The following is a 12,475-nucleotide window of genomic DNA, read 5'->3' as shown; positions in this document are numbered from 1 at the left end:
AGGAGAAGGAGGAAGGGCGGCGAGCGCCTTCCTCGGTTTAAAAAAGAAAGGGCGCAAAAATATGCGCCCTGCAGCACCCTATCGCCTGAGATAAATAGGTGCTGAGTAAAATTGATCATTCGTATTAGTTTTAAAGAGAGGCCGCATCGATATGCGGCCTCCGCCTGAGTGCGTATGAAGGACAACCTCCTTCGCGCCCCGCGAAACGAGACACGAAAGACACAACGCAATTTCTTTTTAAGAGAGGCCACATCGATATGCGGCCTCTGTCTTGATCGAATGGATTGATAAACACCGCCTGTCTCCCTGCGAAAGCAGACAGGAAATTTCTTTTAAGAGAGGTAAATACCTCTCTTGTCTTTTATCTAGTTTTCACCAAAGGTTGATTGGTTTCTCTATGCGCTTTTAGTCAAATCAAACGTGGCAATATCCGCGTAGATGCGCAAGAGCGTTTCGTCTTTATCCTGACCGTGGGCGGTTCCCCAGTAGCAGCAACCGCAGACATAGAAAATGATTTCCTTTCTTTTCATCAGTTCATTCGCAAACCATGGCGCAATCAATAACCACTGATAAACAAGCTTCTTCGTCGTGCCGTGAGTTGCCCCAAAGGGATATAGATTGTATATTCTCTTTATTTTAAACGAACGCTTTTCCAGTAAAAGCATATTGATAAGGTCGGTCTGGTCTGCGAGAACCGCCTTCTTCGCGTATTCCTGATAGAGAAGAATAAGTTCCTCTTTAGTCGGGTTAGAGGATATTTTTTTTAGTATGTAGTCCATGCAAATTGATTGTTTTCATTTCAAATCTAGGGACACATTATGAATGGGGTACAGGAGCGATTTTAAGGTGATACAATGATGTGTTTCTGTATGGGTGCGGGTTTGCCTATTGGAAAAAATATTGCGGAGAAATTTTGTTTGTTCAAAATTAATCCCTGTATTCATTCTGAACGGGCGGAGCAAACAGAACATGAGGAAAGCAGTCACCTATTTACGCGTATCCACCCGCAGGCAAGGAAAGACCGGCTATGGCCTAGGCGCTCAAAGAACCGCCGTAAATGCATACATACAAAGTCAAGGCATGATTTTCCTAAAACAATTTAAGGAAGTGGAAAGTGGAAGAACCAGCAAGCGGCGCGAATTACAGGCCGCACTTGCGTATTGTAAGGAGCATGGGGCGCTTTTGGTAATAGCCAAACTGGATAGGCTGGCTCGCAATGTTGCATTCATTGCCGCGCTCATGGAAAGCGGTGTTGAATTTGTGGCTGTCGATAATCCACACGCCACGCCTTTGCTTATTCATGTAATGGCGGCGTTCGCACAGGATGAATGGGAAAAGGCCAGCATCCGTACCAGAGAAGCGTTGGCCGATGCGAGAAAAAAAGGCGTCAAACTCGGCACCAATGGCAAACGATTATCCCAACACAATAAAGAGAGACGCCAATCAGTGCAAAAAAGAGTATCGCCGATTATCCGGCTGCTGCGTGAGAAAGGGAGTACAGTAAAAGAAATAACGGAATACCTAAACAAACGAAGGATCGCGCCATTCAGGGGGAAATATTTCAAATGGCATCTTGCGACGGTTCATGGTGTGATTGCAAGACTATAAATCAAAATCCAATCCTTTATCCCGCAATCTGTTTTGCTGCATCTCGCGCAGGATGCGCAAGGTTTCTTCCTGAATACGGTCTTTTTCCTCCTGCGTCATTTTGCCTTTGTCTATTGAGGTTTCTCTATTGTCTGCAAAACTCTGTGCGGCTTGCCTGTGGCGCTCCTGTTCCTGCTGGCGGTCTAAGTCCGCGCGGCGTTCCTGATCGCGCCTGATGGCTCCTTTCATTTTCAAGATCAGATCATAATGCTGGGCTTGATACCGTGATAAGGGCGGTCTTTCTATCTGGCGGTGCGATAATGTCCACGCCGATGGCTCTGGGTCCGGTTCAGGGCGTCTATCATTCGTTATCTTATCCCTGTTCCATGTAAAGTCCGTCACATGGGCTTTTCTTTTCAGCATGTCTTTTTTATGCGCTTTCTCCGCTTTGACGGATTTTAGGGCGTCTTTTTCGGTTTGTAGCTTTTGATCTTTCAACCGTTCGCGAACATCTTTTGTCACCACTTTTTCAAGCTGCCGCACAAGATCGAACGATCTGCCCTGTTCGTCAATCACCATAAACGGCCGGCGGCCGGTCGTTGCGGCTATGGTATAACCAGCCTTACGCGCTTCTTTGATAAATTCGGTACCTGTCTTTGTTTGTTGCCAGATTTTAGAAAGCGCTTCTTTCATTTCAGGGCGGCGCATATTCTTTTCCGGCGTGGGTTGGTGTTCGAAAGCTTTTTCCATTTCCAGCCGGACGCGGTTTTGCGCCAGACGGGAAAAACTATTCGATATCATTTTTCGCTTCTCAAGATCATAGCGCTGCCACACGACATGCGCATGCGTACGGCCTAATTTCGTGTGCAGGACAATAACACGGCGTTGGTTCTCAAGTTTCAACGCAGCACCAAGCATATCGGCGGCCTGTTGCCACATTTCCGGGGTCATGTTTTTATCATCGCCATAGGCGGGGTTGATCTGCGCATGATACAAACCTTTATCGCTTCGCCTTGATAATTCAGAAGTCAGCGACATGCTCAAAAGTGCTTGTTGTAAATAGGCCGCGCTTTTATCGGCGCGGCCATCCACGTCAAGGATTTCTATGTTTTCGTTTTCGGCTTGGGTGAGCAGGTAATTCGCAAGCTGTTTGCCATTGCCCCGCGTTTTCCCCCTAATCACCATCTTGAAACATTTTGGCAAGATGGTGAGAGAGGGTGTCAACGCTGCGTAGGGCTTGCGCGATTAATTCAGCGGAAATGCTCGCGCTGTTATCGCCGCCTGTTTGACTGCGGCGGTTCAGGTTGCGGGCAATCTGGTTAATGTTGCTGCCGATCTTGCCGAGTTCCGCAAGGCCACGAATAAAGGCCGCGCGTTCCGGTGTGGCAATGCGCGTGCGGGGGATGGCATTGATCGCCGTCACGCGCAAAAAATCGCTCAACGTATAGCCCGCATTTTGCGCGGCCATATGCAAGCGTTTTTTTTCCGCTTGCGAAACACGGACGCGGATCATGTCATCGCGCGGCCCAATGTTGTTTTTGCCGCCGTTCTTGGGGGGACGTGCCATAGGTATAATTTAGCGCCGGGTTACTGCGTGAGGGTCAAGGGAGAGCGCCTAGCGTCTCCTTGCAAGACGGTTTGTGCGGAAAAATCCCGAAGGGTTTTGTAGCTACAAACCACGTCTTGCGTGTACCAAAAACATAGCATCGATCTTCGCCACTGTCAAGAATGGGCCTTCAAATAATGTAATGAAACCATGGCTTTACACGATATCCATCTACTGCAAAATCAGTATAAAATAATACGGTAAAATGCAATTCAGCAATCACGGATACTAAAAATAAATTCCATCGCTGCGATATTATTGCGGGTCTGACACATAATTTGTAGGGATAACCCAACCCCTATACCGTATGAGCACGCAAAAAACGAAAGACTGGTTTGATATCAGCCAGCAGGATATCGCAAAACTGTTTCGCACTGAAACGGAAGATGAGCCGATAAACAAAATAGCCCTCTATGTGATCGGCATATTTTTTACCCCTATCACGCTTATCGGTGCCTTGATCGGTTATGTGCGCGGGTATAAAAAATTTATGGACCCCATCGATATGCCGCCGAAACTTGGTCCGCTCCTTCCGATCGTTCGCGTTGCGATGATAATTGGGGCCGCTCTGATATGGGTCGCTTTGTTTGCACTCTATTTGATATTGCCTTGGGTGTGGGTTGATGTGCTGGGGATGAATAATAAGACGCTCATTTATTTTCTGTTCGGAAATTTCATCTTCTCCGTGGTGGCGTTCATCTTCTTCAAAAAATGGCAAATTGGTGCGGCTTCCGTGGCGCTTGAAAAGGACAAATTCGGTTCCGCACGCTTTGCCCGTCCGGATGAACTCGCAGAATTTCAAAAACAAAACGGTTTGTATATCGGCGGCGCGAATACATTTTCCGGTATGGGGCATTTATTGACCGTGGCCGGAACGCGTGGCGGCAAAGGGCGCGGCCTGATTATTCCCAATCTTTTAGGTATGGGAAATTATAGCGGCTCATGGGTGGTGATAGATCCCAAAGCGGAAAACGCCGCCATTACCGCGCGTTATCAACGCGAGCGCGGACAAAATGTCGTTGTCCTCAATCCTTGGGGATTGTTGCAGGAAAATATAGGAGACGCGCAAAACTATAATCCGCTTGATATTTTATCGGATCGCACAAGCATTCATTTGATCGATGACGTGGCCGTTATCGCGGAAATGATTGTGCCAGCGGAAAGCGGCGGGAATAATTTTTTCTCCGATAATGCCCGCTCCATTGTGACGGGGCTTTTGCTGCATCTGGTAACAAGTATCGAGGACACAAAAGAAAGAACGCTTACGACCCTTTGGAAGTGGCTGCGCTATACCGGGGATGACTGGAATAAGTTGATCGCTGATATGCGCACAAATGATGACGAAGCAAACGGTCTTGCCGTCCGTATGGCCGGAAGTGAGATCATGAAGCTAATGGAAGCCGGGGAAAGAACATACGGAAGCATCATGGCCGTGGCGCTGCAATCAACTTCGTTTCTCAATTCTCCCGCTTTGCAACAATCCCTTTCGCATGGCTTTGATCCTGCGACATTGGCGGACGGCACAACAACCGTCTATGTCGTGATCCCGGCGGATAAATTACAAAGCCATTCGCGTTGGCTGCGGTTGGTGGTCACCTCCATGATGCGGGCCGTGATCCGAAAGCCGCAAAATCGGGTGACCTTTCTTCTCGATGAATTTGCCGCGCTCGGTTACATGTCGGAAATAGAAATCGCCCTTAGCACCTATGCCGGATATAATGTCACCGTCTGGGCGATCTTGCAAACCCTGACGCAACTCGCCAACATGTATGCGAAAAACTGGGAAACCTTTATCGCTAATACAGCCGTGAAGCAGTATTTCAGTATCAACGATAATTTTTCTGCCAACTATATCTCTGCTGCCATCGGCATGACCTCTCATGTCATCGTCACGAAAACATGGTTCCGCATTGTCGGCGCGCAATCCAACAGCCGCCCGCTTATCACCCCCGATGAACTCCGCCGCGAATCCGGTACAAACATGTTCGTATTCATCAACGACAAACCCGCCGCCATCATCCCCAAAATATTCTACGATCAGGTGGATGGGTTACGGGGGAGATATGATGGAAATCCTTATATTAAGAGTTGCCCCGCTTAATAACGGGCATTTAACAATCGTTTAGTATTCTCTCTAATTTTCCTTGTTTAAATTTGTAGGGCTTTTTTCCTACGAGTTTTTAGTAAGTATAAGCCAAACCAAATATTTGATGATCCTAATGGTAATTTTTCTCTGGGAGATGAAGCATCTAAACGATCTATCAAATATTCAACAGCCGAAGGGAGTTCGTAACCATTTGTTATTGAAGTCAATTTTTTTGAAGTGAAAAAATCATGCAAACCTGCTGACGTAAAGCCTATTCCTGTAACGATGGATATTGCTGCAACTATAGTTTTAGCATTGTCCATGAAAGAATGAAATTTATCCGACATATGCATTTTATCTCCATTATAAATAATGCTTTTTCAAAAGGTTAAATTATTGATTGGAAAGCATTGTATATGATAATCGCCAAGGCTTCAAGTTGTTTTACGTAAAAAATAGAGATATATGCAAGGTAAGACAGTAGTAAGGATACTAACTGCAATAGGCGCGGTAGTGACTGTAATGCTTACGATACTTGGTCATAGTTCGGATTTATTATCTGTAACAAACTTTTTTACAGGAAAAGATCATTATGATGAATATGCCAAACCAGCTAATTCTCCTAATACGATTGTAATTGAAGAAAAGCCACTAAAGGCAAGTTTTCCGAATTTAACCGAAAACACAGAAAGAACAAAACTCGCATCAGATATAGAGGATAATAAAGAGTTTTCCCGTGATTATTCTAAAAATAAAAATGTAACCTTTAAAGTCGTAAATATTAATTCAAAAGCAAACAATCAAATTAACTCTAGGAATGTGCAAAATATTGCAATGGAAGTCCCTCCACCTAAGAAGGGTTTTGGTCAAATAGCCCTTAAAATGATTTGTAGGTATCGTCATTTTAATTCGTTTGGAATTCAAATAATTTCTGAAAGTGGTAGAATAAATCAACTGTTCGGAGAGCAATATGATAGTTCGAATAAAATAAGGACTACATTTATTAAAGACCTATTCCCGGGAAAATATCTTATAGCCCTAGATTTCTATGAGTTTGGGCAGGATACACTATTAGTTGATATGATAGCGGGGAAAAGGATTTCAGCACTCTATACTAAAATCAACCCTTATGGAGAAGGAAAAGGGCGCGTTGTCTTTATTGCTAGTGGCTCATCGAATAAATGGAAAATTATTTTAGATACAATTTATCAAGGAGTAATGAAAAATAATGACAAAGGGGTAACTTTAAATCTACCTGCAAAATACTATAAATATTCAATCAAAAACCTTACGCCTAACGGAGTGGATTTAGATAGCACAGTGCAAGGTCTTGATTTTAAACCGGGTGAAACAAAAGTAATTAATATAACACAGGTATTTATAAGAAGCTAAAATATAATAAAAGCCCCACACTGCGCGGGGCTTCGTTGTTTTATTTAGTTCACCCGTCTATTCGCGGGAAGCTGTTAAAACAAGCTATAATCTCGCTTATTTTCCATCCAATATTGCGGACGCCGATCTTAAAAGGCCTAGGATATAAATCTGATTTACAGCCATTTAACCAAGTCATCCGGCTAACAGGAAGAAGAGTTAAAACTTCCGGCAAGCGTATATATCCTATCATTTGTAACAATAGTGATTGTAATTCTGATGCCGTCATTGTTGACAGCAACTTTGACAATAATTCAGATTGCTCTGTTGTTAGGTTAGATGTATTCATTTTTTCTTTCTCCTTATGCTGCTGGTGTATGTTGGTAGGTGTTGAAGTTCTGTGTGTAGCTAACAGATGCACCGATATAGGGTGACGGCAAAACAGGACTTGCGTTTTCCGTTTCCGGTGATTTTGCAACCCTGTCGATATAATCCGCCCATTTTTGCATCATCTCTCGGCGCTGCGGCAAAAATTTCGCCCGATCATAGGCTCGATCGACACCGCTTTTCGGTGCATGCGCAAGCTGACGATCTACTACCTCATGTTGGTAGCCTAGTTTCTCTTTTATCGTACTCATGGCTAAAGCCCGGAAGCCATGGCCTGTCATTTTGCCTTTATAACCCATGCGTTTCAGACCGCCCAGGATTGTGCAGTTACTCATTGGTTTTCTCGGCCGGGGAATACTTGGGAATACGTGTTCCCGGTTCCCGTTGTATTCCTGTAGTTCTTTCAGGATCGTGATAGACTGTTTTGATAACGGCACGATGTGGACATTACCCATCTTCATGCGCTCGGCGGAAATAATCCATTCGGCCTTATCAAAATCAAACTCCGGCCATTTTGCATGGATAAGTTCACTAGTGCGAACGAATGTGAGCAGCATTAACTTCATGGCTAAGGTTGTTTGTCTGTATAGCCTCGCTTCATTAGCATTAATCGCCTTCACAAGCTGCGGTAATTCATCGACCTCAATCGCTGCATAATGGCCTTTTTTATACCGTCTAAGGCCGCCTTTCATATCAACTGTGATGTCTCGATCTGCGCGGCCTGTAACCACTGCATAACAAAATATCTTGCTGCAATACTGCTTCATACGATGGGCAATATCAAAAGCGCCTCTTTTTTCGATTTTCTGTAGACATGTAAGTAGCATCGGGGGGGTTATTGATCGGATGGGATAATGGCCGACATGTTTTAAAATATTGTATTCAATTCTGCGTAATAAGCCTTCTGCATGCTTTTCTGTCCAATTTCCAGCCTCTCGCTCGTGCCATTCACGAGCAATCAGTTCAAATGTTTGCGCGGCCTCATATCTGGCTAACTTCTTTTTCTGCTGGTGTATGAGTGAAGGGTCTTTGCCATTTCTAATATCATTCTTGGCTTCAAACCGTCTCTCTCGTGCTTCCTGTAAAGATGTTTGTGGATAAACACCCAGCGCAAGGCGTTTTTCTTTTCCGTGTATTCGGTATTTCAAACGCCAATAACGTTGGCCGTTTGGCATTACTTGCAAATAAAGGCCTTCGCCATCTGACAATTTATAAGGTTTATCTTTGAGGGGTGCACTACGGCATTGCAAATCGTTGAGCGGCATGGCTCACTTCCTTTCTTTTTGTGGGGGCATCTAAAAATCGAGGGCAAAAAAATGCCCCCGAATACATCCCCAATTGGGGTGTATTTCTCTGAATATAGGTATATAATCCTATATTATAAATGTGATAAAATGCCTGTAAAAACAAGCATATCACGGGTTTTCCGAGTTGTCTAGGAATATATTCTGGTGCCGATGATAGGATCATGACTGCTCATGTAATTGATTGAAGAAGAAGCAAAATTCTAAGAGGGAAATTTTAAGTGCCCCCGGAAATGCCCCCAAGTGTTAATAGGAAAACAGATGAGGTTATTATATTTCTGTTTTGCTTCTTTGGCAAGACTTTTTATTACGCTAAATCTCCACATCAAAACCCCGGTCTTTGTCTTTTGATGGGTCGATGTTTTTTATTTGGTGGTAGGCTTTTTCCCATTCGTATTGCTTGCGACCTGCGGCCATCGCTTTTATGTAGTCATGCTTTTTCCGGTTTTCTGATGTCAGCAGAATAGATAATAATTCCGGTTCATATTGCTCCATCAGGTAACCGTTATTGAAGGCTTTTATATAGAGCGGGCTGATTTCTTCGTGTAACTCTTCCATTGTTCAGGGTTTAAAAGGTTTCGCGGGAATGTTTCTCTAAATATTCATCGATAGAATTAGTGTCATATAAGATGATCTTTTTCTCCGGTTGGCTGAAACGAATTTTTCCTTCATCCCGAAATTTCTGTAAAGTGGTTTTACTGGTGATATTGAGTTTTCGCATCGCTTCTTCCGGGCTAATCCATTTGTCGGGGACTTGCTTGTGGGTTTGTGTGATGCGCTGGACGACTTTATCAATTAGGGCGTAAAATGCGGCATCTTCCAAACAGATAACTTCCATAGGGGGAATATTTATCAGAAGTTACGAAAATATTTTCGGCCTTTAGACACGGGATAAATTGTTGTACCTATGTTGTACCAAAAGAAAAAAGGCTTTCAGCAAAAACGCTGAAAGCCTTATCTATTCTGTAGCGAGATCGGGAGTTGAACCCGAGACCTTTGGGTTATGAATCCAACGCTCTAACCACCTGAGCTACCTCGCCATATCCAAACTGATATTTCAAATTTGGAGTGCAAAGATACAGGCTAAACCTTTAAAAGTCAAAAGTTGAGAAGAAAAATTTTATTCCCCTCCTGTGGCAGGTTTCAGGGGAATCAGGGCTGATATGGGCCTCCCGTTTCCCCCCAGCCCCACTTGGGCATGGGCTCATTTTCGGTAATCGGGTTCTCTGTTGTATTGGAATTAATGACGGCCAGGCGGCTCCCCCATTCCAGGTATCCTACCAGGGCGGAACGGAATTCGGGATCGTCTGCCAGGCCTATTTCGTCGGCACTGTCCAGCAACAGGCTGATCCATTGGCGGCGCTGGGCTTCTGTGAGTGATTTTCCGATATGATGCTGTACCATATTGGCATGGCTGCCCTGGTCTTCTCCTGTGTAAACAGGTGGGCCGCCAAATACCTGGCCTATGAAATGGGCCACATGTTTACTGTGTTCCGGGCTCATATGGCGGAATATGGGCTCCAGGAGTTCATCCTTCATCACTTTGGCGTAAAAAACAGCGGTAAGCTTTTCAAGGGCTGGTTGTCCGCCGGCCCAGGTGTACAAACTTGGTATCTCTTTCATGCAATAATTACTTAGTCCAGGAAATGGTAGTCAGGTAGTAATGTTTCATTTCCTCAATATTATTGAAAAAAGGCCTTACCTCCTTGAAAAAACACATTTTATGTAATTTTGACAAGCAATGTTACCGGAATTCACTTTTTCAAAAAATAGCTTACCGAAAAGTAAGCCCGATTCCATATGATCACCTTACATGAAAAAACATTCACCTGCCCGATAGATGTTTCGCTCTCCTTCATCAATGGGAAATGGAAAGTATTGATCCTTGGTCATCTCCATCGCTTTCAGCGGAGCAGCTTCAGCAATCTGCGGGAACAGATGCCGGGCATCTCTGAGAAAATGCTCACGCAACAGCTGAGAGATCTGGAGAAAGATCTGCTCATTGAAAAGCATGTATTGTCTGCCAAACCTTACAGGGTTGAATATACCCTTACCCCACTGGGACAATCGCTTTCTCCTGTTACGGAATTCCTTAGCCAGTGGGGTATCAGGTATTTAAAGGATAACGGCATTGATTATCTGAAAGATCAACACCTGTACAAATAGCTATTTGGCAATTAGCTTTCCAAGCGCTATCCTTCCCTGTTCATTGTTGGGATTGAGCAAAAGTGCTTTCTGATACATAATGATAGCTTCTTGTTTCTTGCCTGCACTACTCAAGGCCATGGCGTAACTATCATAGGTGTTAGCGCTTTTAGGGAATAATATCGTATTTAGTTTAAGTACTTCGCAGGCAAACTGCATATGACCTTCGAATTCTGCATTGTTAACAAGATTATACCCCAGGTTATTCATTTCCAACTCATCCAGGTAATAGTTAGCGGTATCGCTTTTCAGGGTATTAAAAACTACTGCAGCGTAGTCCGGGCCTTTTTCTACCAATGCACGTGCATAGGCTTTCACGAGAGATTTGGTGAGCCGGAGCGGCTTGGCTCCTCTCCCATTCAGGAAATGACTAATAGTATTGATCTTTTGAAAGAAGGCTTCTGATGAATGATTATCATAAAAGAAAATGGTCTGGTCTTTTGTTTTGTTTTTCAGCATCATGGCTACGATACCAACAACATGACCATCGTGATATACTAATGTATCGCCAAATTGATTGTACACGATGTTCCATCCAAATCCGTAATTGTGTTGTTTGCCATTATTCAGTGTAACAGGTGTTTGGGATTCTCTCAGTAAAGTGGTGTCCAGCAATTTTCCGGAATAGAGTGCATTATCAAACCGCATCAGGTCTTCCAGCGTGCTGAACATATTTCCGGGACCTCTTGTATTGCCAAGGTTCTTATGTGTGTATATCTTCGTATTATATAAAGAAGGGATGGAGAGATATACGGAATCGTACATACTAGGGATAATATATCTTATTGCACAGTCCGGCTCTGGTGATCCTGCGCTCCTTATAAAGGACGAGTTCATGCCAGCCGGACGGAATATCTTTTGCTCCATGTACTTTTCAAAGGATTGGCCGCTTATTTTTTCAACTAATAAAGCCAGGATCAGATAGCCCATATTACTATAATCCCATTTTTCTCCGGCGGGGAATTTCATCTTACCTTTTTGTGCCAACAGGTATCCGTATAATTCTTCATTGGTAAATATCTTGTCTTTATTCGCTTCAATCACATCGTCCATAAATCTTTCCAGTTGTGGTAAACCACCTGTATGAGAAAGCAAATGGCGGACGGTGATGGCAGGATAAGGAAAGTCCGGGAAGTATTTCATCACGGGATCTGATAGTTTACACTTACGGTGCTGAACAAGTTGCAATACAGCTAATGCTGTAAATGGTTTAGATACGGATGCCAGGTTGAAACAAGTGTTGATTGAATTCGGCGTCTTTTTCTCTTCATCCGCATAACCGGCAGCATAACTATAAATGTTCTTTCCCTTTTCACTCACCATTACACAGCCATTGAAATAGTCGTTATTGGCTGCTATGGCTAAAAAAGAGTCTAAACGTTGTTTGATCTCCTGCGCTTTTAAGGGATTGAATATCAATACAACATGTAATGAAAGAAGGAAGTGGAATCTTTTCATGACTATAAGTTTTTTGAATAAAAGTAAGGTAATATTTGTTTCGTACGAAATATTTCCTACCTTTAAATTATGAAGACGATCAAAAAGGAAAATAACCCGGAGCCAACTAAATCTGAGTTGGAGATCCTGCAGGTATTATGGCAGCATGGCCCGTCTACGGTGCGGTCTGTGAATGATATCCTGAACGAACAAAAGCGGGAAGTGCAATACACTTCTACCCTCAAGCTGATGCAGATCATGGTGGAAAAGGAATTACTCACCAGGGATGAAAGCCAGATGAAACATGTTTACAGTGCAGCCGTGGAAGAACAATCCACAAAGGGGCATTTGCTGGACAGGTTTGTGGATACGATGTATAATGGATCCGCCAGCAGCCTGATGATGCAATTGCTCGGTAATAAGAAAACCTCTAAAAAAGAGCTGGATGCCATCCGTGAGTTGTTGAAGAAAATGGATAAGTGATCATGTCTT

At 43.8% G+C, this 12,475-nt stretch carries 15 protein-coding genes and 1 tRNA gene; 5 read left to right on the top strand and 11 right to left on the bottom strand.

Annotated elements, in window-relative coordinates; all coding sequences use genetic code 11:
- Positions 1-395: 395 nt before the first annotated feature.
- Complete coding sequence (locus GFS24_RS24485) at positions 396-779, bottom strand: hypothetical protein (RefSeq protein ID WP_153664251.1); 384 nt, start codon at positions 777-779, stop codon at positions 396-398.
- Positions 780-969: 190 nt separating this feature from the next.
- Between GFS24_RS24485 and GFS24_RS24480 the strand changes: the two genes are divergently transcribed.
- The gene (locus tag GFS24_RS24480; protein WP_153664249.1) at positions 970-1,608 is read left to right on the top strand and encodes a recombinase family protein; all 639 of its coding nucleotides are present in this window, start codon (positions 970-972) and stop codon (positions 1,606-1,608) included.
- Here GFS24_RS24480 and GFS24_RS24475 read toward each other — a convergent pair.
- Positions 1,603-2,772, bottom strand: coding sequence for a relaxase/mobilization nuclease domain-containing protein (locus GFS24_RS24475; RefSeq protein ID WP_153664247.1), 1,170 nt, complete (start codon positions 2,770-2,772; stop codon positions 1,603-1,605). The two genes, GFS24_RS24480 and GFS24_RS24475, sit on opposite strands and share 6 nt — an antisense overlap.
- Positions 2,762-3,154 carry a plasmid mobilization relaxosome protein MobC gene (gene mobC, locus GFS24_RS24470; RefSeq protein ID WP_153664245.1) on the bottom strand — a complete coding sequence of 131 codons (393 nt, stop codon included), beginning with the start codon at positions 3,152-3,154 and terminating at the stop codon, positions 2,762-2,764. Before mobC ends, GFS24_RS24475 begins: the two co-directional genes overlap by 11 nt.
- 346 nt (positions 3,155-3,500) lie before the next feature.
- On the opposite strand from mobC, the gene GFS24_RS24465 reads away from it, so the two are divergent.
- Positions 3,501-5,294: a type IV secretory system conjugative DNA transfer family protein gene (locus GFS24_RS24465; RefSeq protein ID WP_153664243.1), complete on the top strand. Its 1,794-nt coding sequence runs from the start codon at positions 3,501-3,503 to the stop codon at positions 5,292-5,294.
- A 47-nt stretch (positions 5,295-5,341) separates the two neighbouring features.
- Here the strand turns inward: GFS24_RS24465 and GFS24_RS24460 are convergent, their stop codons facing one another.
- Positions 5,342-5,602, bottom strand: coding sequence for a hypothetical protein (locus tag GFS24_RS24460; RefSeq protein ID WP_153664241.1), 261 nt, complete (start codon positions 5,600-5,602; stop codon positions 5,342-5,344).
- 142 nt (positions 5,603-5,744) lie between these two features.
- On the opposite strand from GFS24_RS24460, the gene GFS24_RS24455 reads away from it, so the two are divergent.
- On the top strand, positions 5,745-6,671 hold the full coding sequence (locus tag GFS24_RS24455; RefSeq protein WP_153664239.1) for a hypothetical protein: 927 nt from the start codon (positions 5,745-5,747) through the stop codon (positions 6,669-6,671).
- 49 nt (positions 6,672-6,720) lie between these two features.
- On the opposite strand, the gene GFS24_RS29515 is transcribed toward GFS24_RS24455, so the two are convergent.
- From GFS24_RS29515 to GFS24_RS24425, 6 genes are all read right to left on the bottom strand, one after another.
- On the bottom strand, positions 6,721-6,903 hold the full coding sequence (locus GFS24_RS29515; protein ID WP_371731315.1) for a helix-turn-helix transcriptional regulator: 183 nt from the start codon (positions 6,901-6,903) through the stop codon (positions 6,721-6,723).
- Positions 6,904-7,012: 109 nt separating this feature from the next.
- Positions 7,013-8,302 carry an integrase arm-type DNA-binding domain-containing protein gene (locus GFS24_RS24445; RefSeq protein WP_153664235.1) on the bottom strand — a complete coding sequence of 430 codons (1,290 nt, stop codon included), beginning with the start codon at positions 8,300-8,302 and terminating at the stop codon, positions 7,013-7,015.
- A 351-nt stretch (positions 8,303-8,653) separates the two neighbouring features.
- Complete coding sequence (locus GFS24_RS24440; protein ID WP_153664233.1) at positions 8,654-8,899, bottom strand: hypothetical protein; 246 nt, start codon at positions 8,897-8,899, stop codon at positions 8,654-8,656.
- Between the two features lie 10 nt (positions 8,900-8,909).
- Positions 8,910-9,179 carry a helix-turn-helix domain-containing protein gene (locus tag GFS24_RS24435; RefSeq protein ID WP_153664231.1) on the bottom strand — a complete coding sequence of 90 codons (270 nt, stop codon included), beginning with the start codon at positions 9,177-9,179 and terminating at the stop codon, positions 8,910-8,912.
- A gap of 128 nt (positions 9,180-9,307) precedes the next feature.
- Positions 9,308-9,381 (bottom strand) — tRNA-Met (locus GFS24_RS24430).
- 112 nt (positions 9,382-9,493) lie between these two features.
- A complete protein-coding gene (locus tag GFS24_RS24425; protein WP_153664229.1) occupies positions 9,494-9,964 on the bottom strand; it encodes a group II truncated hemoglobin in 471 nt (156 codons plus the stop codon).
- A 177-nt stretch (positions 9,965-10,141) separates the two neighbouring features.
- Here GFS24_RS24425 and GFS24_RS24420 point away from each other — a divergent pair, with 177 nt between their 5' ends.
- Positions 10,142-10,507, top strand: a complete 366-nt coding sequence (locus tag GFS24_RS24420) for a helix-turn-helix domain-containing protein (RefSeq protein ID WP_153664227.1) — start codon at positions 10,142-10,144, stop codon at positions 10,505-10,507.
- Here the strand turns inward: GFS24_RS24420 and GFS24_RS24415 are convergent, their stop codons facing one another.
- Positions 10,508-12,004: a serine hydrolase domain-containing protein gene (locus GFS24_RS24415; protein ID WP_153664225.1), complete on the bottom strand. Its 1,497-nt coding sequence runs from the start codon at positions 12,002-12,004 to the stop codon at positions 10,508-10,510. It abuts the gene before it with no gap.
- A 69-nt stretch (positions 12,005-12,073) separates the two neighbouring features.
- On the opposite strand from GFS24_RS24415, the gene GFS24_RS24410 reads away from it, so the two are divergent.
- Positions 12,074-12,466, top strand: coding sequence for a BlaI/MecI/CopY family transcriptional regulator (locus tag GFS24_RS24410; protein ID WP_153664222.1), 393 nt, complete (start codon positions 12,074-12,076; stop codon positions 12,464-12,466).
- The last annotated feature ends 9 nt before the right edge of the window (positions 12,467-12,475 follow it).

The sequence above is a fragment of the Chitinophaga sp. SYP-B3965 genome (assembly GCF_009647655.1).
Classification (GTDB): Bacteria; Bacteroidota; Bacteroidia; order Chitinophagales; family Chitinophagaceae; genus Chitinophaga.
The sequence above is the reverse complement of the archived record's forward strand: the minus strand, read 5'-3'. Positions and strand labels throughout refer to the sequence as shown.

Coding starts and splice junctions, on each gene's coding strand:
- GFS24_RS24475 (WP_153664247.1), bottom strand. CDS start 2,772: ATGGTGATTAGGGGGAAAACGCGGGGCAATGGCAAACAGCTTGCGAAT.
- GFS24_RS24420 (WP_153664227.1), top strand. CDS start 10,142: ATGATCACCTTACATGAAAAAACATTCACCTGCCCGATAGATGTTTCG.
- GFS24_RS24460 (WP_153664241.1), bottom strand. CDS start 5,602: ATGGACAATGCTAAAACTATAGTTGCAGCAATATCCATCGTTACAGGA.
- GFS24_RS24445 (WP_153664235.1), bottom strand. CDS start 8,302: ATGCCGCTCAACGATTTGCAATGCCGTAGTGCACCCCTCAAAGATAAA.
- GFS24_RS24415 (WP_153664225.1), bottom strand. CDS start 12,004: ATGAAAAGATTCCACTTCCTTCTTTCATTACATGTTGTATTGATATTC.
- mobC (WP_153664245.1), bottom strand. CDS start 3,154: ATGGCACGTCCCCCCAAGAACGGCGGCAAAAACAACATTGGGCCGCGC.
- GFS24_RS24480 (WP_153664249.1), top strand. CDS start 970: ATGAGGAAAGCAGTCACCTATTTACGCGTATCCACCCGCAGGCAAGGA.
- GFS24_RS24425 (WP_153664229.1), bottom strand. CDS start 9,964: ATGAAAGAGATACCAAGTTTGTACACCTGGGCCGGCGGACAACCAGCC.
- GFS24_RS29515 (WP_371731315.1), bottom strand. CDS start 6,903: ATGATAGGATATATACGCTTGCCGGAAGTTTTAACTCTTCTTCCTGTT.
- GFS24_RS24410 (WP_153664222.1), top strand. CDS start 12,074: ATGAAGACGATCAAAAAGGAAAATAACCCGGAGCCAACTAAATCTGAG.
- GFS24_RS24485 (WP_153664251.1), bottom strand. CDS start 779: ATGGACTACATACTAAAAAAAATATCCTCTAACCCGACTAAAGAGGAA.
- GFS24_RS24440 (WP_153664233.1), bottom strand. CDS start 8,899: ATGGAAGAGTTACACGAAGAAATCAGCCCGCTCTATATAAAAGCCTTC.
- GFS24_RS24465 (WP_153664243.1), top strand. CDS start 3,501: ATGAGCACGCAAAAAACGAAAGACTGGTTTGATATCAGCCAGCAGGAT.
- GFS24_RS24455 (WP_153664239.1), top strand. CDS start 5,745: ATGCAAGGTAAGACAGTAGTAAGGATACTAACTGCAATAGGCGCGGTA.
- GFS24_RS24435 (WP_153664231.1), bottom strand. CDS start 9,179: ATGGAAGTTATCTGTTTGGAAGATGCCGCATTTTACGCCCTAATTGAT.